20 protein-coding genes are annotated in these 23020 nt (G+C 48.7%); 5 read left to right on the top strand and 15 right to left on the bottom strand.

Annotated elements, in window-relative coordinates; all coding sequences use genetic code 11:
* Positions 1-18 precede the first annotated feature (18 nt).
* The 3 genes from ACFQ0N_RS34820 to ACFQ0N_RS34810 form a co-directional block, all read right to left on the bottom strand.
* A complete protein-coding gene (locus ACFQ0N_RS34820; protein ID WP_379334723.1) occupies positions 19-1536 on the bottom strand; it encodes a DUF3502 domain-containing protein in 1518 nt (505 codons plus the stop codon).
* A gap of 75 nt (positions 1537-1611) precedes the next feature.
* A complete protein-coding gene (locus ACFQ0N_RS34815; RefSeq protein ID WP_379334722.1) occupies positions 1612-2526 on the bottom strand; it encodes a carbohydrate ABC transporter permease in 915 nt (304 codons plus the stop codon).
* A gap of 11 nt (positions 2527-2537) precedes the next feature.
* Positions 2538-3458: an ABC transporter permease gene (locus tag ACFQ0N_RS34810; protein ID WP_379334721.1), complete on the bottom strand. Its 921-nt coding sequence runs from the start codon at positions 3456-3458 to the stop codon at positions 2538-2540.
* Positions 3459-3702: 244 nt separating this feature from the next.
* Between ACFQ0N_RS34810 and ACFQ0N_RS34805 the strand changes: the two genes are divergently transcribed.
* Together ACFQ0N_RS34805 and ACFQ0N_RS34800 are read left to right on the top strand one after the other, a co-directional pair.
* Positions 3703-6033: a helix-turn-helix domain-containing protein gene (locus ACFQ0N_RS34805; RefSeq protein ID WP_379334720.1), complete on the top strand. Its 2331-nt coding sequence runs from the start codon at positions 3703-3705 to the stop codon at positions 6031-6033.
* A 144-nt stretch (positions 6034-6177) separates the two neighbouring features.
* Positions 6178-8514 carry a family 78 glycoside hydrolase catalytic domain gene (locus tag ACFQ0N_RS34800; protein ID WP_379334719.1) on the top strand — a complete coding sequence of 779 codons (2337 nt, stop codon included), beginning with the start codon at positions 6178-6180 and terminating at the stop codon, positions 8512-8514.
* A gap of 383 nt (positions 8515-8897) precedes the next feature.
* Here ACFQ0N_RS34800 and ACFQ0N_RS34795 read toward each other — a convergent pair whose 3' ends face one another.
* Together ACFQ0N_RS34795 and ACFQ0N_RS34790 are read right to left on the bottom strand one after the other, a co-directional pair.
* Entirely contained in the window at positions 8898-9914 is a 1017-nt protein-coding gene (locus tag ACFQ0N_RS34795; protein WP_379334718.1) for a S66 family peptidase, read from the bottom strand.
* A gap of 139 nt (positions 9915-10053) precedes the next feature.
* Positions 10054-11073: a hypothetical protein gene (locus tag ACFQ0N_RS34790; RefSeq protein WP_379334717.1), complete on the bottom strand. Its 1020-nt coding sequence runs from the start codon at positions 11071-11073 to the stop codon at positions 10054-10056.
* A 154-nt stretch (positions 11074-11227) separates the two neighbouring features.
* Here ACFQ0N_RS34790 and ACFQ0N_RS34785 point away from each other — a divergent pair, with 154 nt between their 5' ends.
* A complete protein-coding gene (locus ACFQ0N_RS34785; RefSeq protein WP_379334716.1) occupies positions 11228-11752 on the top strand; it encodes a dihydrofolate reductase family protein in 525 nt (174 codons plus the stop codon).
* A 420-nt stretch (positions 11753-12172) separates the two neighbouring features.
* Here the strand turns inward: ACFQ0N_RS34785 and ACFQ0N_RS34780 are convergent, their stop codons facing one another.
* The 6 genes from ACFQ0N_RS34780 to ACFQ0N_RS34755 all read right to left on the bottom strand — a co-directional run bounded on the left by ACFQ0N_RS34780 (position 12173) and on the right by ACFQ0N_RS34755 (position 16488).
* Positions 12173-12655, bottom strand: coding sequence for a DinB family protein (locus ACFQ0N_RS34780; protein ID WP_379334715.1), 483 nt, complete (start codon positions 12653-12655; stop codon positions 12173-12175).
* 257 nt (positions 12656-12912) lie between these two features.
* Complete coding sequence (locus ACFQ0N_RS34775; protein ID WP_379334714.1) at positions 12913-13530, bottom strand: hypothetical protein; 618 nt, start codon at positions 13528-13530, stop codon at positions 12913-12915.
* Positions 13523-13672 carry a hypothetical protein gene (locus ACFQ0N_RS34770; protein WP_379334713.1) on the bottom strand — a complete coding sequence of 50 codons (150 nt, stop codon included), beginning with the start codon at positions 13670-13672 and terminating at the stop codon, positions 13523-13525. The genes ACFQ0N_RS34775 and ACFQ0N_RS34770 overlap by 8 nt, the downstream gene beginning before the upstream one ends.
* A gap of 479 nt (positions 13673-14151) precedes the next feature.
* Complete coding sequence (locus ACFQ0N_RS34765; RefSeq protein WP_379334712.1) at positions 14152-14370, bottom strand: hypothetical protein; 219 nt, start codon at positions 14368-14370, stop codon at positions 14152-14154.
* Between the two features lie 22 nt (positions 14371-14392).
* Positions 14393-16297, bottom strand: a complete 1905-nt coding sequence (locus tag ACFQ0N_RS34760) for an ADP-ribosylglycohydrolase family protein (RefSeq protein ID WP_379334711.1) — start codon at positions 16295-16297, stop codon at positions 14393-14395.
* 5 nt (positions 16298-16302) lie between these two features.
* Positions 16303-16488: a hypothetical protein gene (locus ACFQ0N_RS34755; protein WP_379334710.1), complete on the bottom strand. Its 186-nt coding sequence runs from the start codon at positions 16486-16488 to the stop codon at positions 16303-16305.
* 373 nt (positions 16489-16861) lie between these two features.
* Here ACFQ0N_RS34755 and ACFQ0N_RS34750 point away from each other — a divergent pair, with 373 nt between their 5' ends.
* Complete coding sequence (locus ACFQ0N_RS34750) at positions 16862-17725, top strand: AraC family transcriptional regulator (RefSeq protein WP_379334709.1); 864 nt, start codon at positions 16862-16864, stop codon at positions 17723-17725.
* Between the two features lie 73 nt (positions 17726-17798).
* Here ACFQ0N_RS34750 and ACFQ0N_RS34745 read toward each other — a convergent pair whose 3' ends face one another.
* Positions 17799-18713, bottom strand: coding sequence for an NADP-dependent oxidoreductase (locus ACFQ0N_RS34745; RefSeq protein ID WP_379334708.1), 915 nt, complete (start codon positions 18711-18713; stop codon positions 17799-17801).
* A gap of 39 nt (positions 18714-18752) precedes the next feature.
* Positions 18753-19295 carry an NADPH-dependent FMN reductase gene (locus ACFQ0N_RS34740; RefSeq protein ID WP_379334707.1) on the bottom strand — a complete coding sequence of 181 codons (543 nt, stop codon included), beginning with the start codon at positions 19293-19295 and terminating at the stop codon, positions 18753-18755.
* Positions 19296-19463: 168 nt separating this feature from the next.
* Between ACFQ0N_RS34740 and ACFQ0N_RS34735 the strand changes: the two genes are divergently transcribed.
* Complete coding sequence (locus ACFQ0N_RS34735) at positions 19464-20345, top strand: LysR family transcriptional regulator (protein WP_379334706.1); 882 nt, start codon at positions 19464-19466, stop codon at positions 20343-20345.
* Positions 20346-20411: 66 nt separating this feature from the next.
* On the opposite strand, the gene ACFQ0N_RS34730 is transcribed toward ACFQ0N_RS34735, so the two are convergent.
* Both ACFQ0N_RS34730 and ACFQ0N_RS34725 read right to left on the bottom strand, forming a co-directional pair.
* Positions 20412-20912, bottom strand: coding sequence for a shikimate kinase (locus ACFQ0N_RS34730; RefSeq protein ID WP_379334705.1), 501 nt, complete (start codon positions 20910-20912; stop codon positions 20412-20414).
* Positions 20913-21553: 641 nt separating this feature from the next.
* The gene (locus ACFQ0N_RS34725) at positions 21554-23020 is read right to left on the bottom strand and encodes a hypothetical protein (RefSeq protein WP_379334704.1); all 1467 of its coding nucleotides are present in this window, start codon (positions 23018-23020) and stop codon (positions 21554-21556) included.

Raw genomic sequence — 23020 nt, 5'->3', positions numbered from 1 at the left:
CGAAGCAAAGAGAGCGTGTTAATTTCCTCCTGTTTTTTTCCAGAGCTCAACCTGCTTCTTGATTTCAGCCAGCACAGTGTCAAGGCCCGCCCGGTTGACCTTTTCTTTATACTCGGCAATTTTGGCGTCCAGATCGTTGGCCATATAGAGGGTGGCGATCTCGGGAAAGATTGCGTCAATCTGGGCCATCTCTTTTTTCACCGGCGTCGAATCGAAGGTGAAGCCGACGAACGGCGAGTATTGGGACTTCTCGTTCGCTTCCAGCAAGCCGTTCAGCACTTCCTGGCTATTCCAGTTGGATGGCCACTGATCCCATAAGCTGCCGATAAAGGGATGCCAGATCGCCCATTCGAGCTTATCCTTCGTCTTGATTGTCGGGTTGTCTGTCCCTTTACCGGATACGTACTCCCAGTCATCGCCTTCCAGACCGTAGCAGAAGCGGTTGAACAAATCCTTGTCCTTATAGAGCAGGTCCAACAGCATCATTGCCCGCTCGGGATGCTTGCTTGTGGTGCTGATATAGTTGACCGCGCTGCGGATGGTCGACCCGGTGACGTAATGGGTAAAATCAAGCGGCGTCGAGACCATCGGCGTCGCCAGATCCGTGGACACCTTGGCGAAAGAGGCGTCATAAATATGATAGGTTGTTCCGGCATACCGGCCGGATTTGAATTCGGCGATATAATCGGTAACTTGCTTTTTCGGAATATAACCCTTGTTGTACCAGTCGTGCTGCAGCTTCTGCAGCTTGAGCCATTCCGGGTTGTCCAGCATCGATTTCCATTGCCCGTCCAGATTGTCGTAGCCGATCATCGGCGAGACAGTGTCCATCGTATTGGGCATAGCGAAATTGCCAAGGAACGGAATCAGATTAGGCTCTTTCTCCTTGAGCATTTTCAGAATCGGCTCAAGCTGCTCATACGAATGAATACTTGCGTAGTCGATATCGTATTTGTCAACAATATCTTGCCGCAAGGCGATGTTGTAGGAGCTTACCCATGCGCTGGGATTGGTAATGCCGTATTTCTTGCCGTTAAAGGTAACGGCCTGCCAGGCCTGACCCGGAACCTTGCTCATAATATTCTGGCCGTATTTTGCCAGCAGATCGTCGATCTCCATCGCCATGCCCGTGGATACATTCTGGCTGAAACCGAGCTGATTGAGATCAGTAAAAATATCAAACTCCTCTCCTGCTGCGGAAGCGACCTTCATTTTCTGAACGTAAGTGGCGCCATCGATAAATTTGAAAACGAGGTTGACGTTGAGCTTTTCCTTGAGTACGCCGTTAAGATAGGCCATTACTTTCTCTTCATTCGGACGCGGATCAAGCGGCGCCGTCATATACCAGGTAAGCGTCACAAATTCCCCGTTGTCCGACTTTTCCGCATTGCTGCCCGGAGCTGGGGACGGACTGCTGCCGCCCGAATTGCCGGTTGATGCGCCGTTGCTGCTGCAGCCTGCCAGCAGCGTCGTTACGGCAAAGGCCATAAGGATGCAGACGGTGGCGGCAGTTTTCCCCAAATGCCTGATTCTCATTTCATAACCTCCCATGTTGTTTGTACTTGTATGTGAACGGTCATCCGCAAGCTTTGCAAACGGAGACCGGCGATCCTAACCCTTGATGGAACCTACGGTTAGCCCTCTCGTGAAAAAGCGTTGAAAGAAAGGGAACACGAATAGCAGCGGCCCCACGGCCAGCACGCATATGGCCATCCGGAAAGAAGCCTGTGGAAGCATCGAGCTGTCAAGGCCGGCCGGTTGGATGACGCTGAGAAACTGCATATTGCTAAGCATCCGGTAAAGCATGGCTTGCAGCGTCAGCAGATTGCTGTCGTCCGTATAGAGGATGCTGCTGAACCAGTCATTCCAGAATTGCAGCCCCGTCAGCAAGCCGACCGTAGCGATCGCCGGAGTCGAAAGCGGGATGACGATCCTGAGAAAGATCCTCAGCTCGCTGGCGCCGTCAAGCTTGGCACTCTCGTAGAGCGCATTCGGGATGCTTCTGAGAAAGCCCTTCATAATCAGCACATAGAAAGCGTTAACAAGCGCGGGCACAAAGAGCGCATAGATGGTATTTTGCATGCCAAGCCATTTGGCGACCAGAATATAGGTTGGCACCAGGCCTCCCCGGAACAGCATGGTGAAAAACACATAGAAGGACAAAGAGTTGCGGTACCTGTAGTCGGTCCGGCTGAGTACATAACCTAGTGTCGTCATCAACCAAAGACCCAGCGCTGTGCCGATGACAGTCGTCGCAATGGTGACCGTATACGACTGGATCAATTGGCGGCTGTTGGCGAACGCGACTTCATAGGCGTCCAGAGAAAATTGATGCGGCCATAGCCAGTACCCGTCGCGATACAGGGAGGTCTCCTCGGAAAAAGAGGCGGCGAGAATGATCACAAACGGCACGGTCACGATGACGCACAACAGGATAAAGATAAGGTGAACCGCAAGGAAAAAGCGCTGTGGCCGCTCTCTTTTGACGGGGGGGATGCTGGCAACGGTTCCAGTAACGGTTTTCAAGTGAAGCCCTCCTAAAACATTTTATCGTCGCTGCTGATTTTGCCGATTATATAGTTGGATAGCAGCACCAGAATGAAGCCGCATACGGACTGGAACAATCCTGCCGCCGCAGACATGCCGAAATCGCCTAACACCCGAAGCGCCCGAAATACATAAGTATCAATGACATCCGTGGCAGGGTACAGCATCGGATTGTCTTGCGGAACGGTATAAAACAGACCAAAATCAGCGTAAAATATATTTCCGATCGATACAATCACCATAATGATGATAATCGGTCGAATCATCGGCAAGGAAATATGAATCGCCTGCTGAAAGCGGCTGGCTCCATCCAGCTTGGCCGCTTCGTAATACTCGGAATCGACGCTCATCAGGGCCGCGTAGTACATCAAGGTGCCGTAACCGAGTAGTTTCCATACGTTAGCAAACACCAGAATTAACATCCAGTATTTGGGTTCGTTGTAAAACATCACGGCTTCGCCGCCCATCGCTGCGATAAACTTGTTGATAATGCCCAGATCCGGATCAAGAAAGCCGTAGAGGGCGTAGGAAACGACAACCCATGAAATGAAATAAGGCAGGAACAGAATGGTCTGATACGTCTTGCTCGCTCTTTTGCCAAGCTCAAACAGCAGCAGGGCCGCCGTCGCCTCGACAATTACGTTAATAATGATAAACAGGGCGTTCATGACGACTGTGTTGCGGACGATTCGCACCAGATCGGAATTGAACAGAAACTCGAAATTTTTGAGTCCGATCCAGGAACTACTCCAAAACCCCTGTGCGAAATTGTAATCCTTAAACGGAAGAACAAGCCCATACAACGGAATATAATAAAACACAAAAATAAATACAATAGCGGGCAAAGCGAGCATCGTCAGCCCGAGACTCGATTTGAAACGAAGGGCATGTCTGGATATGACTTTGTGCAATTGTTCTCACTTCCTTGAGTTTGTTGTTGAATGCTTCGCGGTTAAATTCCTAAGCCTTATTATCAACAATGCCGGCCGGGAACGTAACTGCAAATTAGGAATTCGGGGTGCACAAGGGAACTGTACATTTTGCATCGGGCTGCAAATTAGGTCGTCATACTCACAGCCTCTTTACTCGGCGCTTCAGGAAACGTAAACTGGAGGATAACAATATGCTGAAGCATGAGTAGTCGACGAGGTGAATATGAGAACATCTGCAAAATCGCCACTTTACCAAAAAAAATATTACATGCGGATCATGATCTCCATCAGTCTGGTTGCCATCATACTTACAGGCGGGTTATCCACGGCACTGTATGTTTACGGAAAGCAGACCTTGTTCCGCATTCAGTCGCAGCATAATGTGCAGGTGCTGAACCAGGCCCGCTTCAATATTGAGCTGATGAGCGCGTCCATTCAAAATGTAGCGAAATATTTGTTTGTGCATCCCGATACCACGTATATTCTGAACGCAACCGGAAATCTCGATTACGACGAAATTTACAGACGGCTTAACCGGATTACAGGCTCGGTCATTACATCAAATACGTTCATTCATTCCATCGGCTTCTTTAACGATTTTCACAGCCAATACTATTATGCGGGCAAGCAAATGTATTACGATGATGCGAGTTTGAAGCAGCTCATCGCCAGCTATCCTAATCTCCCGCGGATGGTTCCAATCTTTCGTACAATTGAGAACGCTTTCGGAAAAAAGATCGAACAGGAAACGGTCATTACCTATATGATGTACGAGACCTCTGGAGATCCTGCCGCCATTTCTTCAGCGGTCGCTATCAACGTAAACTCGGACTGGATTGTGGACAACATCAATCAAATCAGCATGCTGAACGAGCATGAAGGCGAGGCCGCCTACATTTACAGCGATTCGAGCGGTTTCCTGGAAACGGGAGGCACGGACGCCGCCTTGCGGCAATCCGTGCTGGAGGATTACCTGAACGAACGGCGGGACCATAGCGCCGACTCGGGCTCCTGGGAGAAAAAAGTGAATCTCACATCTCATGTCGTCAGCTATATGAGAATTCCCGATCTTGGCCTGACCATCTTCAAGGTGCAGCCGTCCGAATCCGTTTATAGGTATTTACACGCGTTTCAATTATACCTGCTCGTCATCGTAGCGGTGTTCATTTTGCTTGCGTTGTTTTTTTCCATGAAAGTATCGGGTATTGTGTACAATCCGATCCGCAGACTGGTGAGCCAGGCCGCCGGCGGCCAAGGAAAAGGCATGGAGAAGGACGAGATCGCGTTCCTCAGCGACGTGTACAAGGATTCCTTCGACAGGCTGCAAAAGTACGACAGCCAGAAGCTCGATTACAATTTTGTCCTCCGGGATTACTTTATCAAATCCGTTCTGACTGGCGATGTTTCGCGAGAGCGTTTTGGCGGCCAGTGCCAGGAATACCGCCTGGATTTTCAATATGATGCTCCTTACTATGTGTTCGTCGCTGTGATCGACGATTTTATTGATTTGCAGACTCGCTATTCCTCAAGGGACATCAATTTGTTCAAATACGCCGCCATCAATATTTTTGAGGAAACGATGCAGGAGTACGGCGGAGCGGTCGGCGTCAGCCTGAACGATAACGACGTCGTGATGCTGTTACAGGCCGGAGGAGACGAAGAGGCGCTTCACGAGCAGGAGATGGAAACGATCATCGGGCGGTTTCAGGAAGCTGTCCGCCGGTACTACCCTGTTTCGCTTACAGTGTCCGTCAGCAAAAGAGTGAGCGGGGCGATGAATTTGCCCGCGGCATTCCGGCATACTTACAATTTGTCGGCATACCGCTTTCTGTTTGGCAAGGGCAGCCGGATCACGTCGGCAAGGGTGCTCAGGAACAAAGCCAATCCCCGGCAATCGCATTCGCCGAAGCTGGAGGCAATCTTGCTGGATAATCTTCGTCAGGGCAGCATCAAAGGGATGGAGCAAGCGTTCGAACAGCTCCGGGATGAGTTGGCCGCGATGAGCTATGAGCATGCCATCGCCTCAAACATGCATCTGATGACCGCCATTTACAACGAACTATTCGCTTCCGGCCGAATTGCGCCACAGGAGAACGGCTTTGCGGACGTCTGGAAATCGCTGTGGAACTATGAGACGCTGGACGATGTATTCGTGTCGACGCTGGCTTCCCTGAAGCGGACGTTCGCACAATCCGATTCGGAGTCGTCAACGGACAAAAACATTGTTGACGCCGTTATCGAGCTGATCAGGCTGAACTATGACGACAATTCCTTGTGCGCGGATCAAATTGCCGATAGCTTGGGGATGAAAACGCGGCGTTTGGCTCAGACATTCAGACAAGCGATGGGCATGTCCATCGCTGATTACCTGAACGGGGTGCGGATGGAGAAGGCGGCCGAGATGCTGCGAAATTCCAGCATGAGTGTGAATGAAATTCTGGTACGGGCAGGCTACGAAAACGAATCCTATTTTTACCGGATGTTCAAGAACAGGTACGGCATGACCCCCAAGGAATTTGCGCTCCGGACGGGCGACAAGGATCGGAACGCGTGATTTTCCTGCTGGATTCTGCGGGATCGCAGGCGGTGAACCGATTTTGCAATTCGTGTACCGATATTACAGTAGGCAGCGTCCCAATCCCCGTGACATAATCAGGGTGCCTTGTGCCATGATGTTTTTGAACAGGAGGGGTCAAGCATGCATTCGCTCAAGCCAAAGAGTAGTCCTTTTACAGGAGAAGCGATGTGGATTTGGGGGCAGGGAGGGTTTTGGCAAAACGACTTCAATCCCGGATCGCCTTTTCGCACCTGTTATTTCAGAAAGTCTTTCCATGTCCCTGCGGAGGGGGGCAAGCTGACCGTGCATATTTCCGCGGACAGCCGCTACACGTTGTTTATAAACGGCAGCAGGGTGTGCTCCGGACCAGCCAAAGGGGATATCGCCCATCAGTTTTACGATACTGTTGTCCTTGATCCCTGGCTGAAGCCTGGGGAAAACATCATCTCCGTGGTTGTCATTTGCTTTGCGACGGCCCATCCGAATTACAGCGAGTTCGGCGTCCCGCTCAGCATCATGACGGCAACGCCGGCGTTTATTCTCGATGGCAGTCTGACGGATCGTGAAGGAGTCCGCCAATTGGCCGCGCTGCACACGAACGGATCGTGGAGCAGCTTGCCGGACCGGGCCTATTCGCATCATCGCGCGGCGGATGTTCCGGGTATCGTTTCGGGACTCGGCGAAGATCTGGATTACGGGCAATACCCGGAAGGCTGGCAGTGCGACGCCGATGCCCGTACAGGCGACTGGCGGCCTTCCGTGGAGCTCGCTGTTGGCGTGACCGGAAAGTCCTTCACGGACACGCCGTTGCCTTACCGGCTTGTTCCCCGGATGATTCCGCTGCTGAGGGAAGAGAGCAGGCGGTTTGCCTCCGTTTACGAATCCAGTTCCTTGCAACGGGATGAAGCGGAGAGGTGGGTTCTGGACGGCTCAACTATCACCGTTGGCCCGGGACAAACGGTTTCGCTGATTGTGGATGCCGGCGAGCTGACTACGGGATATCCCGTCCTGACGTTCGGGGGCGGCAGCCGGGCGACGGTGATGCTCACTTATTCCGAAGCACTGCACAAGGACGGCCGCAAAAGGGTTGAAAAAGTGCCGCAAGGCGGTACTGTGGAAGGCTTGCATGACAGCTTTAGGTGCGACGGCAAGGACCACAGCTACGAACCGATGCATTGGAGGACGTTCCGGTATATCCAGATCGACATCTCATCCGGCGATGAGGCGTTATTGCTGCGGGATCTCGGCTACCGGTTTGTCGGCTATCCGCTGGAATTGAAGGCGAAGTTTGCTTCGTCGGACGAAAGACACAGCAAGCTGTGGGACATGACCTTCAGAACGCTCCAGCTCTGCTGTCACGATACTTTCGAGGATTGCCCGTACTATGAACAAAATCAGTATGCGGGTGATTCCCAGGTCGTTGCCCTGGTTGCCGGCTACATGACCGGGGACTGGCAGCTGACGCGGCAGGCTGTGCTGATGTTCAACTGGTCGGCAGACTACGAAGGAATTACGAAAAGCCGCTATCCGAACCGGGTACCGCAAATTATTCCTTCATGGTCATTGCTGTGGATTGTCATGGTGTATGAGTATTGGTGGCACACCGGCGATCTTGAGACCGCGGATGCCTGCAAAAAAGTTATGATATCCACGCTGGACTGGTTCCAATCCTATCTGAACGACAGGTATTTGCTAGAAAATCTCGATTACTGGACAGTTGTTGACTGGGTGAAGGAGTGGAACGATCCGCCGGGAGCCCCTCCCGGTTCCCGCAGTGGTGAAACCGGCCTGATTACCGCCCAATACTCCTATAGCCTCAAGCTTGCTGCAAGCCTGCTGGCGGTATTAGGTCATCCGGAGCTGGCGGAGCGCTACAGCCGCTTGCACAGCAAGACAACGGAGGGCATCAATCAACGTTGCTGGGACGAGGGCAAAGGGCTGTACAGGGATTGCCCGCAGCTGGAGACATACAGTGAACTGGGCAACGCCTGGCCGATTCTTGCGGGCTGCGCCACCGCGGAACGCGCCGCGGCAATTTGCGATCAGTTCAACCGGAACGAAGCCCTTGCCAAAGCAACATTGTACGGAAGATACTATGTATTCCGGGCGCTGGAAAGAGGAGAGCGCTACGGCAAGTTTGCAGAGTTGCTGGATTGGTGGTATCTCATGATGGATTCTGACCTGACGACATGGCCGGAAGAGCCGTGGCTCGCCCGAAGCTTCTGTCATGCCTGGTCGTGCAGTCCCGGATATGAGTTTCTCTCCGGCATTCTGGGTGTCAAGCCTGCAGCTCCCGGCTTCAGGGAGATACGGATCGAGCCGCAGGATTGCGGCCTTGCGTGGGCAAAAGGCTCGGTTCCCACTCCGTACGGAGCGGTGGAGGTCGCCTGGGAGATCGTACAAGGCAGGATGCAGGTTGAGGTGAAAGCGCCCGAAGAGGTAAAATACACCGTTGTATTGCCAAAGACTCGGCGTTAATAAAAAGGGATTTCGGGCATTCTTATCACAGGGTTCGGGGTATAAGCGCCAGTTCGGTCGCTAGCGGTATAAAACGCCAAGCGTATGTACCCCGAGTACCTATGGGGCCTCTAAGGGCCGCTAACGAACCTGAAAACCCTTATTCGGCTCAAAATGGGGCCTCGCGGGCTGTAACGAATCTACCGATCGTTATTCACCGAAAATCGGCTCCTTCCCCGCCTTTTTTTCAGCAATAGCGTGTCTCAGGTTCGTTAGCCCTAATCATCAGCATAGGAAGGATGTTCTTCATTCGGATCGCCTCCCACAGGCAACGAGTTATTACCTGCAGGTATTAGACAGTTGTTTCCAAAATGTTTTTGTGCCACTTATATAGAATGGAGTAATTAGGGTTTAAAAATTTGCTTTACGGAGCCTTTGCCGTCTCCTACTTCAATCTCAGCATATGCCCCGTTAATGAAAGTGATTTGTGGCGGAACATGCCCGCAATCTATATCGTAGATTACTGGAACCTGTAATTCCTCATATAATTCGCCGTAAATATCCTCCGCTGTATAATTATCGACAGGTTGATTTGCACCGCTTCTTCCAAAAAGAAGACCCGAGCAATTATCAAACCAGCCTGCTAATTTCATCTGCACCAACGATCGGCGCAAATCGGCAGTCGATAGTTCACAATTCTCTAGGTACCATAAGATAGGTTCATTATTTATGTGATTCTTTTGAAATTGTTGGACATCACCGAACGGTGTGCCTATTAAGTGTCTGATCACATCGATACATCCGCCAAGTAAACGACCATGTATTTTAACATTAGTGTTCTGAATCGCTTTCCAATACGTTTGTTCTGTTAAATGATAGACGCATGGCGAAGGGTCAGAGTGGTTCCATTCCTTTTGATATTTTTCCGATGAATATTGGATGATTGATTCGCCAGCTTTAGTTGACAAGACAGATTGCCACATTGCAGTGGTGCTGTCTGAAAAATCTCCTCGTAAATCAATGAGATTTGTACCATGAGCAGTTGCAATGCCTGTTTTTAATGTTAATGCCAACAATAAAAGACTTACATCTGAATAACCTAAAATCCACTTGCTTTTAAAATATTCAAAATCAAGGTATTCAAGAATTTCGATTAAAAGTTCGCCGCCCCAAGGTGGGATGATTATGCCGATTTGATCATCGCTCATCATTTTATTCAATTCAGCAGCACGTATTTGGGCTGGCGCAGACTTTGCCTTATCTTGAGTCCAAATCGTTTCTCCGCCAATAACATTGAATCCCTTCAGCTCCATACGATTGAAAGAGATTTTCAGCAAATCGTGCAATTCGGCTTTTACCCCTGACGAGGGTGCTGTTACACCTATTGTTGTCCCTTCTTTTAAAAACGGATATCTAATCATTTAGCGTCACCTTCCCAATTCGTATGATTTCATTGTCAAAATTTATGTGATGTTTATTTCAACAACATCTTATGAGGAGAACGGCGCCCTCGATGTCGGTAATTCAACTATCGTTCCCCGTTATTTCACTACCCCTTTATTAACTAACTATGCTTTGCAAAACTGAAGAATCCTCTTTCGATAGTTTTTTGTACAAATTAGTTGCGTCGATGTAAATTTGTGCAAACCCATTCGTAAACCAAACATCATACAAGATCGCTTTTGTTTTCCTTCCATCAGTTGGTTCAAAGTGTAATTTATAATCAGGTGGTCTTTCCTTACTAAATTTTACTTTTTCCCATTCCCCGCTTTTCAGTATGGCTTTGATGTTCAAAATTGACTCATTATCCGTAATTTCTTTGTGATCATCGTACTTATTCTCTGTCCCGACTCTCTTGAGCACAATTAGCTTTTCAGCAATTTTATCTGCAACGTTGCCTTCATCAGACCAGATCTTTAATTTCTCCATAGAATCAGTCTGAAATACCAGGCCGTCCTTATCAAATACGAGAATGACTGGCAGCTTTTCAAAACCAAATTCCTGTTTATAATCAACTACCGTTCCCTCTTCATCAGTCTTCCACCAAATGCCGCCTTTGAATGATATCGGCACGTGTTTTTCAAAATCCAGCTCATCAAATGGTGGCCTCGTGCCTTCCTCGTACATCACTACTGTGTGGAAACCATCCCCACTACTTAAGAATCCCTTCCATCTTTCCTGCTTGGACATGGTGGCTTTAAAAATTTTGTTTGCCTTGTAGGTGTGTCTTTCCCTTTTCGTCTCACTTGCTGGAGTCGGAGACACCACTAGTTTCTGTCCTTTTTTTAAATCCTGAGGATCGATCCGTCCGTTTTCGGAATCAAAAATGGTCGTTTCATCATAGGATACGGTTTGCGAGTGCCTGATGTCCACTCGTTTTCCAGTCGTATTATTTCGGTTCACCCAATCTCCAATATCTAAATGAATTTCACGTTTCTCCATATCCACACCGAGCACAAATGCAATCATTGTATCTTCACTTGATGCGGGCTTAATTTGAGCCTCACCACAACTTGTCAGAAAAAGCATGATAAAAGACATTCCAATAATAATTCTTGAAAGATAGCGAAAACTATGCATTGGTATTCTCTCCCTTCACCAAACAGACGAAAATGGAGATTATTTGTTGCAGTGAACTGCCCGAGAGCTAAGCGCCTTATATGTCATTAGATGTCATGTTTAAATGCTATCATTAATAGCAGTAAATTTAACACTCGCAAAGGAGATGAAGGGAATGAAGCGCCCTGTTGTATTATACATTGCAACATCTTTGGATGGATATATTGCGCGAGAAAATGGCGATATCGATTGGCTCTATGAGGCAGAAGGAGAGGGAGACAGCGGCTATAGCGAATTTTATGAGACGATTGATACTGTATTAATGGGGAACAAAACATACGAGCATACCTTTGAACTAGCTGACCAATTTCCCTATCCAGATAAGAAGTGCTATGTGTTCTCACGCTCCGAACATGAGCCAAGTCCGCATGTGACTTTTGTTACTGGAGATGTGCCGGAATTCTTTGAGGATCTGAAAGAGCAGGAAGGCTCTAAAATCTGGATCGTCGGTGGAGCCGAGATTTTTGACGTACTCTTGAAAAGCAACCTCGTGGACGAGTTTATCATTACGATAACACCAACGATTTTAGGTAATGGGATTCCGCTGTTCAAAAAAGACAATCCGGAATTAAAGCTTTTCCTGGTAGAGACGAAACGCTTTGGGCAGATGGTTCAACTGCATTATACTGTGAAATCCTAACGATTCTAATGATTGAATATTTCAATTGAAGCGTCTTCTGGGTACTGGGCGTGAGTTTGGTATTGCCATTCTCGCGTCCTTTACTTTGTGAAAGAGAAGAGACTGCTCCGCTTGTTACGGCAGAGCAGTCCTGGAAGCAGCGCAAGAGGCTAACCTACTTGTTTTGCTTTTTTGTTTTTTCTTAGGAAAAGAGATACAACCACCGCAATGATCGAAATGATGAAGCCAAGCATGAACGTATCACTGTAACCTGCAACAGATGCCGTTAATTGTTCTGTTGCATCATTAGGATTGGATGACTGGGCCAAATGTCTGCTGGAGAGGGCGGGCTTAATGCAGATGGATCAATATTTTCATAGATTGGTGAATGAAACTATTTTTGATTTTGGAGAAGAGAAAGAAATATAGCATGCACAGAACCTACAAATTGTGTAACCTACGAGTCTCAAGAATTTGCTTGATATGGTGTGAAGCATGTTGAATATCGTGTTTCAGGGCGTCACGGACTGTTGCTCTTCCGTGCTCATGGATAAGAACCCTGTCCAATGAATTTGGAAGGGAAGTACACAAGTATGCGATATATTCTCGCATCATGGTGAATAATTTCATTTCTAATTCAATTGAACGATTTTTATAGCCCATCTTGGAGTTCCAAACATTCCCATTAAATTCATTGAACAAATAGGTTGCTCCTGTGTCCGCTAAAGCGTACCGGTTGATCTGAAAGTAATTCATATCACAGTCTATGATGTGATGGACAATTTCTCTGATTGACCATTTGCCAGGTGCTCTTGTCTTATCCATATCAGAATCACTTAATCCTGTAATTGTCTTCATAAGTTCACTTGGTGCGCTTTTGTATGTTTCAATAAGCTCCTGATCGTCCGCTGATCTTAAAGACATCCCTCTGCCCCCATATAGTCGTTTTTGCCGTATCATTATCAGCATTATTCTCTATGCTTGTTCAACTATCCTGCTTTAATCAAAAAGCAGACTGCCGCGGCGGTCTGCTCGTTTGACCAGTCGTTCGCCTGAACAGATTCTGGCAATGTCGATTAGGTTATGTTCGTTTGATGATATACTTAAAAAACGCAGCCTCATTGGCTGCGATCAATTTTTGTTTGGTGGATAAATGGCACAAACCTTGCTTACAAAACATTCTACTTGTTGTTCATCACAAGCTTATATTTCTCAAAAATCCAAGAGTTAAGCATGTCGTTCACCGCATTTTTGCTAATACGAACAGGTGGCTTTTGCTCTTGCAAACCATCTGCTGCAGGTACTGAAAAGCGAAGCAGCTTTGTGATTTTCTTGATATCGTTCGCTACTTCATCAAAAAACGCATAAGTTAACGGCTGATGTTCCCGAATATCCTCATAAATATAATACTTCCCTTTTTCATCCTCCAAATCAATTTGAAAACCTTTGGGAAAGGAAAGCATTAGATAAGGCAATTCATCTTCTGCCCATTGTTGCTGATTTGGAAAGCTGATACCTTCATTTCTTACAAAAAAACCAGATCTTGCATTATCAAGAGTAAAAGAGATAGAATATACAAAAAATAGGCGGTAACCCTCCGGTTTTTCTTTTGCCGTGAAATACTGATAAAATTTTCTATACGCCTCATACACCTGATTTTGATCATGTCTGGTCTGGGCATAATTAGTAAGATGGAATTGTGCTTGTTTTTGCTCAAAGTGTTTCAAAACACCTTTAAATTCCTCTGGCGTTATGAAGAATTTAAGTTTATAAAATCCGCTGTGTTTCAATCTATCCATTTATCTCACCGCCAACTATAAACTCATTACACATTATCAAAATAACCGAACATCGGTGATTGGCTATCCCCGTAATTTCGACATCTGCGTCTCTCCGGACAACCACGTTCGGAATAAGTTCGGCCAATTCACGTAATTTCATGCGTCAACCTCCTCGAATCGCACACTGTATACCTTTATTGTACGCTACCTTCTTCAGGAAAAGGAAGATTTTTATTACCAGTAACTGCTTGTTAGTAGGACGAAGAAATGATCCGGATTTACAGCAAACGTTAGGATATTGAAGTTTTCTTCAAAATGACAAAGTCATATCTACGCTTGGCCATTGGGCCATCTGTTTTATGTATGCTGTGATGAAATGGAAGATATCAAATTCGCTTCTGCTATGATGTTGCTGATTGACCTATTCAAGTCGGCAGTTCAGGAGGTCCTCCTCCTGTCTGAAGAGAAGTTTCAAGGGCTTTTCGACAAGTTTACAGCCAGTTTGCCCAAGTACATTAAGGGATTATTGGGATTTTCGGTCTGCGAAAGTTGGGTTATTATAACGATTTCGCGCCCCTCTTACACTCTGAAAAAGCTCCTTGCGTATTTTCTGCCGCAAGGAGCTTGCACAAGCCAACATCAATTCGCAGGATACTCCGTGAACCGGTAATTAAACCGCGCATTCGGCGCTGCATTGCCATGCATGTAAAATTCCATCGCATCGCTGCCGCTGCTGATGTTATCCGCCCATTTGAAATCAAACTGCAACGGCTTGGTCAAATCGGCCAAATCGAGCAACTCCCGCCGGTGATGCCGCAGCGGCCCCATCGCGATCGTAAACTTCTCCTGGCTCGTCAAGTAAATAAGCGGTCCTCCCTATTCAAACACGGTATCCCAAATCCGTGAACAAGTGCATCTTGGTCGCCTCGCTTCGAAGCTGCAAGCTGAAATCCATCGTTTTGCCGTAACTGAGCAGTTTGACCGCCAGTTGGTTAATCCCTTCCTTCAGCTTTACAGTTTCTACGCGATTATAAGGCATCCACATGGTCGGCTCTCGGTCATCTGCCACTAACTCGCCGTTCAGCCATAGCTTGAATGGCGTCTCATGGCCGATCAGCAGCTGTACGTTGTCTCGAGCTTCCGGACAGTACAGCTCTTGAACGAGATAGACGCAGCACGGACCCTTGTAGCGGATATGCCGATGCGGGTCAAGCTTGTCTTCGTGAAAATTCACATACGAGCCGGGAAGCGCATCCAACGATTCGAACGATTCGTCCACGTACGGCCTGTCCAGGTTAACGAAGCTGTTGAACATCGCCCGCAAGGTCGTCGGCATTTTCTCCTCGAAGGGATCGTGGTCGAAACGGGTCGTGTCGTAATTGTCCCAAAAAGGACCGATCATCTTCATACGAGCCGCGCCGGATAGGCCAAAGGTTTTGACCGCAGCGGCCCGATTTTGCTGTACGAATGCGGCCCTCAAAATATTGCGCTGCGGCATCACACCAATATCAGGCTTCACCGTAATTTCAGCGCGACACCGTACCTCTCCGCCGGCTGGCACCGCAATCAGCGCTACATCAACAGCCACGATCAAATGATCCGGTCCTTCCACCTTCAGTTGACCCGTTTGCTCAGCTCCTGCGCGATTCGTCAGTGTTATCGTCACGATTGTCGTCTCGCCATAGCCGATGCTGGGCAGCCCCTCATAATCGACCGCGATTTCCAGCCATTCATAAGCGGCCGGGAGCGGCAGCGCGGGGCGAACGTCCTCCGGCGCATCGGTGAACGTTACCGCGATCACATCGTCGCGAGCCATTGCCAGGCCGACATGGCACGTGTCCTTGGCCAGATCGATGATCTTATCGGAGTATCGCTTGATGTCGACCGTTCCAATGACGACGTCCTCGCCGATGCGGCTCTTCCAGAAGTCCGGGATCGCATCGGCTCCGATCATGACTCCAAGTATCGCGCCGGCCGTCGCTGCCGTGCAGTCCGTGTCGTAGCCGCAGTTAACGGCCGTCAACATCGTCCGTGTATAATCCCCCTCGCCGAACAAAAGCGCGAGTATCGTAATTCCGATGTTGATGACAGCATAGGAAGCATCGGCGCTGCCATATTCGTTCACCAGCTCCTGCCGCGCTTCCCGCCAGTCGATTTCCGAGGCGTGCAGCTCCATCACGTAACGGACGCACTTCGCCGTCTCGCTGTCCCTCGGAATATGACGAAGACCGCTCTCGATCAACCGGTGAATATCCCGTTCGAAGAAACCGTTCGCCTCCATCGCGGCTAAAAACTGCTCTCCCCGAATACTCTCTTCCTTATGATCGACGGAACCGTCCATGGCAGCATAGCGGACCGCCGTCTCCGGATGCCCCGGAGCGATGAACCCCCAAATCTCAGAGCGGATCGGGCAGCCCATGGAATGGTGAAAATACGAATTGTTAAAGCTCCCGGAATAGGGGGCTTCAATTCCCAATTCATAGTTGCGGATCGCGATCGAATATTCGTTGGCCAGACACAGGTTATATGCGGCGAACGCGCTTCCGAGATCGCCCGGCGCGATTCGTGTCCCCTTCTTTTCGAGCACCTCCTGCAAATACAAAATCTGCAAATCCAGATCGTCGTTCGGCGGAATTCGATCCGGAAATACGTTATCTTCCGTATAGCTCAGCAGCCCCTTGTTATTTTCCTGAAGCGCTCCGATTGCCCCTCCGATGCATTTGCCTATCCACCCGCCATGCACCTTGTCTAAATAAGTGTCGTAACTCATCTGCAGCTTCGTCATCGGATTCATCTCCCTCCTGTTTCTTTCTTGATTTCCGGCAGCTTTCTCGCATACAAAGCGAGGTCCAACTCAGGCCACTCCGAATAGACGTAGTTGAACCGTTCGTTCGGCGCGGCGTCCCCATGCAAATAAAACTCGCTGGCATCGCCGGCCTCCGCGACGTTCTCTACCCATTTGAACTCGAATCTCACCGGGACTGCAGGGTCGATAAAACCGAGGCAATCGAGGTGGGATCGCTAGCTCCAGTTCATTTCCTCGCACGCGGTAAGACACGGAAGCTTCGACCGTCTCCCAGTCCCATCCTCCTTGGCTTGCCGATAAAGCAGTCGTCAGCACATCCCGAACGGATAACCCTCCCAATTTGGCATAACGCCATCCGTCTTAATAAATAGCATCATCCAATTCGGATCCGTATAGGGCGTGATGTCCCGGACCGTTTTCTTCAATCGTTTCTCCCCCTTCTCTAATTAAATTTTAATTGAATTCATTTAAATTTAACTGGTATATTGAGTACATAAGGGGTGTATTGTGCATTGAGATGGGAACATACAGGGAGGAAAGACGATGAAATATGCGAACAGTATAATCGATCCCTCCGAGCGGATCCTGATCCTTCACAGCTCAAACAACGACGGGTGCGTGCCGCACAGCCACGAATTCATTGAACTGGTTTATATTTCATCCGGGAAGGGCATACAAGTTACGAATGGCAAGTCGATGTTCGTATCAGCGGGGGATCTGCTCCTTCTGAGCACGCCGGACGAGCATTCTCTTCACCCCATGTCCGGAGAGACGGAGCCGTTCCGGTGGGTGAACTGTATTTTTTTGCCGGAATTCATAGACTTCGACTTCTCCGGCTTCTCCCCCGAGAACAAATACGTCGGAACCGAAGGGGCCGAGTTTCCAGCTATCTTCAAGGCGATGATCGCGGAGTATGATCGGAAAGAACTTGGATATTTGGAAGTGATGAGGGGGTACGTTCGAATCGTTCTGATTAAGCTGTCGAGGCTGCTGAGGCAGTCAGGAGAGGAGCAAATGTACCGCTCTCGGAAAATGTTTCAATGCGTCAAAAGCGCTGTCGCTTTCATTCACCGAAACTATTATGCATCGGAACTGAGCCTTCGGACAGTCACTGCCCACCTCTCGGTCAGTTCAAGCTATTTGTGCAAAGCTTTTAAGGAAGCCAAGGGGGTCAGCGTTGGACAATACATTGCCGCTTGCAGGATCGAGCAAAGCTGCAGGCTGCTGACCGATACTTCCGAGAGCATCCAGAACATCGCACATGCGTGCGGCATGCGCGACGCTAAGTTCTATCACGCTTTGTTCAAACGGCTGCAGGGCATGACACCGGGTGAATATCGGGGCAAGTATCGTCATAGCGAACCAGCAGCCGGCTTCCCTGAGCAGCGCTTCAGATCGAATCCGTAAGCTCGGTCTCTCGGCTCTTGAGATTTGCAGCTTCAAAAAACGATAACAACTCGTATAGTGCTCCCATCTCCGCTTAGTCGATGGTGAGGACAATCTTGCCGCGGCCGTGCCTCGTTTCTATCAGCCGGTGCGCATCCGCGGCCATTTCGAGTGGGAACGTCTGCCGGATATGGATGCGCAGCTTGCCCTTGCTGTGCAGATCGACGAGCTCGGCCAAGCGGGCGGCGGAGCGCTGGCTGCGGATGACGCGGAGGCCGAGCTCCTCGGTAAGCTCGTAAGCGACGAACGTGCAAATACGGTTCCTGTCCTGCACCAATTCAACCGAGGCCCGCACCGCTTCTGCTCCGGCCGTATCGAACGCGGCGTCGACGCCGTTCGGTGCTAGCGCCCGCACTCGCTCGACAAGCCCCTCCCCGTACGAAATCGGGACGGCCCCGAGTGAACGCAAGTAGTCGTGGTTACTCTCGCTGGCGGTGCCGATAATCGTTGCGGCCCCCCACTCCTTCGCCAACTGTACCGCAAAGGCACCGAGTGATCCGGCTGCGCCGTGGATCAGCACCGTATCGCCCGGTCCAACGCCGATCGCTTTCATGGCGATATACGCGCCCTGGCCGTTGCCGGTCAGCCCGCCTGCCTCTTCCCAGGTCATGCTGCCGGGCTTGCTAACGATTTGGTCAGCGCCCACGACCACGTATTCAGCGTAACAATTCAACAGCGCGAAGCCGAGCACCTCGCTGCCTACGTGAAAGCCGGTAACGCCTTCGCCAACTTGATCGATAATGCCCGCGAACTCATTGCCCGGAATTTGTGGATGCTGAATGGCCACGCCCTGCGGAGTCCAGCCGCTCCGCAGGCCGCAATCATAATGCTGTACCCCGGCCGTTTTCACCCGGACCCTGACCTGCCCCGGACCGGCCTGCGGATCGGGAAACGACATAACCTCCATGACCTCAGGTCCGCCGACCGAACGAAATGCTGCTGCTTTCATCGTGCAATCCTCCCCTATTTAACATATTTGTAACGTCATTTATCGTAACGTTTTTAATGCGCCGCTCCATGCGATAAGTTGATCTAACATTGCGTTTATTTTATCAACGTGCAGTTCGGCAGGTTTAAATGTTTTGAAGTTTTCAAAATCGGTAAATACCGAAAATGTTGGATGTGCGCGAACGTCCGCTACGAGCAGTTCTCCTAAAATTCCCCGTAAATGTTCGGCTGCGCGGGCTCCGCCCGTTGAACCATAGCTAACGATGCCCGCTGCCTTATTACTCCATTCACCGCGTGCTGAATCCAGTGCATTTTTTAAGACACCCGTAATGCTGTGATTGTATTCTTGGACAATAAATACGAATCCGTCCAGGCTGGAAAGCTTTTCTGCCCAAGCGATTAATCCAGGCTCGTTACCTGTCCCTTCTCCAAAAAAAGGCAAGTGAAAGTCTGCGATATCTACGATTTCATAATTCGCATCTCCACGTCCATCGGCAATTTCTTTAACCCAATTTCCTACTTGCGGACTTACGCGTCCTTGACGCGTACTTCCTAAAATAATACCGATGCTTAATTGATTCATTTGCACTCCTCCCATCGAGCAATGTTCGCTCGTTTCATATATGGTATTTTTTTGCCAAAGCGTATTGCTTTCCTTATATGCTTTATTTTACAATCACTAATAAATAAACAAAAATATATCTTAAACCATAATGGTTATATACTTGGGTATATGGGAAGGAAGACGCGTATGGAGCTGCTGCAGTTGCGGTATTTTCGAACGGTGGCCCGGATGGAGCACATGACGAAGGCGGCACAGGAGTTGTGCATCGCGCAGCCTGCGCTGAGCAAGACGATTTCAAGGCTGGAGGAAGACGTAGGGGTTCCGTTGTTCGACCGGCACGGAGGGCGGATTCGCCTTAATCCGTTCGGCAAGGCATTTCTGGACAAAGTCGAGAAGGCACTCGCCCTGTTGGAAGAAGGAAAGAAAGAAGTGTCTGAGCTGGCGGGACTCGAACAAGGTAGCATTCACCTTGCGACATCGACACTGGACCGATTATCGGATGCGCTGGGTGAATTTCTCGTACTTCATCCGGAAGTCAACTTTCGAATTACACAGGCATCGATGGAAGAAATGACGCATTTGGTGGAGACAGGCGAGGTCGACATGTGCTTTACGCCGCTGCCGATCGATCGGCCCGACATTAGCGCGGTGTCCGTCTTGAAGGAAGATGTTTATTTGGCTGTTCCTCAAGGACACCGGTTTGCCGGGCGAAAGAGCATCCGCTTGAGCGAGCTGGCGGAGGACCCGTTTATCGGGTACAAGGAGGGGTTTCCTTTTCAGCAAATGAACGATTTATTTTTTCAAGAAGCCGGGATAAAGCCTAACTTCGTCTGCCGGGTCGACGAGCCTGCCGCCATTGCAAGTCTTGTCCGAGCCGGGCTAGGCGTTGCGCTTGTAGGAAATTGTGGCGGCCCGAACTCTCCGCTGAGCTTGCTGAATATTGAGTTCCCCGTTTGCCAGCGCAATTTCCAAATCGTTTGGCACGATAAGCGGTACCTATCCCTCGCTGCGCGCAAGTTTCGCGACTTTCTCGTCGGGTACTTTGCCAAATCAGAGGAAGCAGGTTGAAAGGGAATGGGGCTGCGCCCGATATGGAATAGGCAGCCCACATCCTCCTTCGGGATAAATATAGTTTCATTCACTTTCTTGTATTTTCTCTATAATTTCACTTACACAATGTTCTATATCCTTATTTGAGCAATCAAGAGTTTTATCACTATATTTCATGTATAGAGGAACCCTTTCCTCGTAGACGTCCTTAAGACTACTTCCATTCTTTATTACAATGCCTCTGGTTGTTATGTTTGTTAGTCTCCTTTTAATGTCTTCGTACGGGACATGTAAATAAATAATCTGTCCACCCTGTTTAAGGACATCCATAGCTTTTTCTGAATATATAACACTTCCACCTGTAGATATAATGCAATTTTTTAGTTGCAGTTCAGACACAATTTTTTCTTCGACTTCCATAAATTTTTCAATACCATCATTATCAATTATTTCTTGCAATAACCTGCCCTCATGTTGTTGTATAACAATATCTGTATCCACATAATCCATTCCTAAAGCTTTTGCAAGCAGTACACCTAAAGTACTTTTACCAGCTCCAGACATACCTATCAGAACTATATTCATATTCTTCCTCACTTTTGTTATTGGTACTGGTTTATCAAAAATTAACAAAACCACTACATAATATGGCGATAGCGAACAGTGGGTTTATGATAATTACAACGACCGCCATACGTAAAAAAGAGTGAAATTCATGAGCAGTTCTTCATGAAAATTCGCTCTTTTTGCTGTGGCGAAAAATCCGCCGCGGTGCATAATTGCCCCTTTTTCTGCTCAATCCTGATATATGCTCATAAGGCCGTCGAAGTAATCTGTGGCCTTTATGTCGGTGTTTCAACTATCGTTTCCGTTGCTTAGTCGTAATTTAATTATACTGCTAATGCATAATGTCCGCCAGTTGACGGCGTAAGTTGTCCTGCTAGTGCTGGACAATCTGTCCACGTAAAATTAAGGAGAAAGGGAGAATTACGATAATTCTCCCTGAATGACTCGCTTGATCATATGATCGGTAGGATTAACACGTACGTAGGCAGTCTGTTTGCCTGTATTTTTCACCTTGAGCATCATAAAGTTCTGTTCAGGGTACCGATGTGTAAACGCCTCCGTAAAAACATTGTCCCAGTTCGTTTTTCAGGCACAATTCCCGTGAAGGAAACGGTGGCAACGCCATCCGTTTCCTTTACCTTATACCCTGCGCTCGAAAGCTAGGTTCCGCTTTGAAGCTGTTCCAGCTCAGTCTTTAAAAATACGGGCTGCTGGATTTGCAATATTCCCGAATGGTTACCTGCTGGAACGTCGGCGCCGGAATCAATATACAGTACAACCTTATCCACTTTTTCTGGCAGCGGTCCAACCAATATTTCTTTCGTTTCGCCAGACTCCACAATGCGAGAATCCGGCTCCATCAAATTTTGCTCCCCACTCATTGGCACGACACGTACGTAAGAAGCAGTTTCGCCCATATTTTGGACGACCATCTTCATGGCATTTTGTTCCGGATACTGATGGTCAACATTTTCGGTAAAAATATTTTGCCATGTGTTGGCCTCGACATTACGATACGTAACTGTTGCGATTCCATTCGCTTGGATGACTTCGTAAATGCTGCTGCCCTGCCAATCCGAAGGTTCTAACTGAATAAATTCCAGATTGGATATTTCCACAGTTCCGCTATACGTACCTTCAGGCACATCCCAACTGGAACAAATCAGCAAACTGAAATACGTAATTTGCTCGGTCAGCTCCGTAATCGTGACAGTTACTTCTTCACCAGGCTCCAGGATTTCACTTGCGCGTTCCACCAGGTTCGCATTTTCGCCGTTTGAGTTGTACACAGGATTTAAACGGATATAAGAGGTGGAGTCACCGGTATTTTTGAGCGTAATCCGAACTGCATTTTGTGTAGCTGGATCGTGTTCAACAGGAGTTGCAATCGATGCCCAGGAGCTAGGCTTAATCCCGGAATACGAAACCCGCGTAACGTCCTTAACCTGCTGGATCTTGTAATTGCCCGCCCAAACAATCCATGTCGCACCTTCAACAAGTGAAGTGTCATCAGGGGCTTCGACCGAGAACCAGGAACGGGTAATCGTAAACGTACCAAAGTTGGTCGCGCTCCGCAAACCGGGCTCCGCAATCAAATGGACTTTATCCAGCGAGTCCAGCATCCATTTGTTCGCACTTGAAACGGCATATGTGTACGTATGTGTGCCGGGTTCAAGCAGGATCGTCTTATCATTCCCCAATAACAGAGCTGATAAAGTAGAATCACCAAGTCTCGCCACCAGCGTTTTCCCAGCCATGCTCTCATCAGCTTTAATCGTAAAACTTACATACTGAAACTGTGAAAGCTTGCCTGTCACATCTGCTGCAATGCCCGACATCTTATCCATCGACCCCATCTTCGTGTAGCGAACAAAGGTCTGATTGTCCTCTGTCTGATTGATTTCAGTGTAAACAGAATCATCGCCGTGCCAATGTGTAAATGCGAACTCGTCGCCTTCCTGATACACATTGGTGTCATCGGAGAGATCGTCCACCGTTTCCGTGATCATTTCCGTTTTCTTGTCTTCGGGCTTTCCGTTCTGATTAGTAAGAATGATTGTTGCAGCTACCCCCAGGATTACTACGCTTCCAGCAATCCATGAAATAAGTGCTTTTTTCTTTATCAT

Source organism: Paenibacillus sp. GCM10027626 (assembly GCF_042676285.1).
Lineage (GTDB): Bacteria > Bacillota > Bacilli > Paenibacillales > Paenibacillaceae > Paenibacillus_Z.
This window is presented reverse-complemented; position numbering and strand designations above follow the sequence as displayed.

Coding starts and splice junctions, on each gene's coding strand:
- ACFQ0N_RS34820 (WP_379334723.1), bottom strand. CDS start 1,536: ATGAGAATCAGGCATTTGGGGAAAACTGCCGCCACCGTCTGCATCCTT.
- ACFQ0N_RS34805 (WP_379334720.1), top strand. CDS start 3,703: ATGAGAACATCTGCAAAATCGCCACTTTACCAAAAAAAATATTACATG.
- ACFQ0N_RS34800 (WP_379334719.1), top strand. CDS start 6,178: ATGCATTCGCTCAAGCCAAAGAGTAGTCCTTTTACAGGAGAAGCGATG.
- ACFQ0N_RS34795 (WP_379334718.1), bottom strand. CDS start 9,914: ATGATTAGATATCCGTTTTTAAAAGAAGGGACAACAATAGGTGTAACA.
- ACFQ0N_RS34790 (WP_379334717.1), bottom strand. CDS start 11,073: ATGCATAGTTTTCGCTATCTTTCAAGAATTATTATTGGAATGTCTTTT.
- ACFQ0N_RS34785 (WP_379334716.1), top strand. CDS start 11,228: ATGAAGCGCCCTGTTGTATTATACATTGCAACATCTTTGGATGGATAT.
- ACFQ0N_RS34780 (WP_379334715.1), bottom strand. CDS start 12,655: ATGTCTTTAAGATCAGCGGACGATCAGGAGCTTATTGAAACATACAAA.
- ACFQ0N_RS34775 (WP_379334714.1), bottom strand. CDS start 13,530: ATGGATAGATTGAAACACAGCGGATTTTATAAACTTAAATTCTTCATA.
- ACFQ0N_RS34770 (WP_379334713.1), bottom strand. CDS start 13,672: ATGAAATTACGTGAATTGGCCGAACTTATTCCGAACGTGGTTGTCCGG.
- ACFQ0N_RS34760 (WP_379334711.1), bottom strand. CDS start 16,297: ATGACGAAGCTGCAGATGAGTTACGACACTTATTTAGACAAGGTGCAT.
- ACFQ0N_RS34750 (WP_379334709.1), top strand. CDS start 16,862: ATGAAATATGCGAACAGTATAATCGATCCCTCCGAGCGGATCCTGATC.
- ACFQ0N_RS34745 (WP_379334708.1), bottom strand. CDS start 18,713: ATGAAAGCAGCAGCATTTCGTTCGGTCGGCGGACCTGAGGTCATGGAG.
- ACFQ0N_RS34740 (WP_379334707.1), bottom strand. CDS start 19,295: ATGAATCAATTAAGCATCGGTATTATTTTAGGAAGTACGCGTCAAGGA.
- ACFQ0N_RS34735 (WP_379334706.1), top strand. CDS start 19,464: ATGGAGCTGCTGCAGTTGCGGTATTTTCGAACGGTGGCCCGGATGGAG.
- ACFQ0N_RS34730 (WP_379334705.1), bottom strand. CDS start 20,912: ATGAATATAGTTCTGATAGGTATGTCTGGAGCTGGTAAAAGTACTTTA.
- ACFQ0N_RS34725 (WP_379334704.1), bottom strand. CDS start 23,020: ATGATAAAGAAAAAAGCACTTATTTCATGGATTGCTGGAAGCGTAGTA.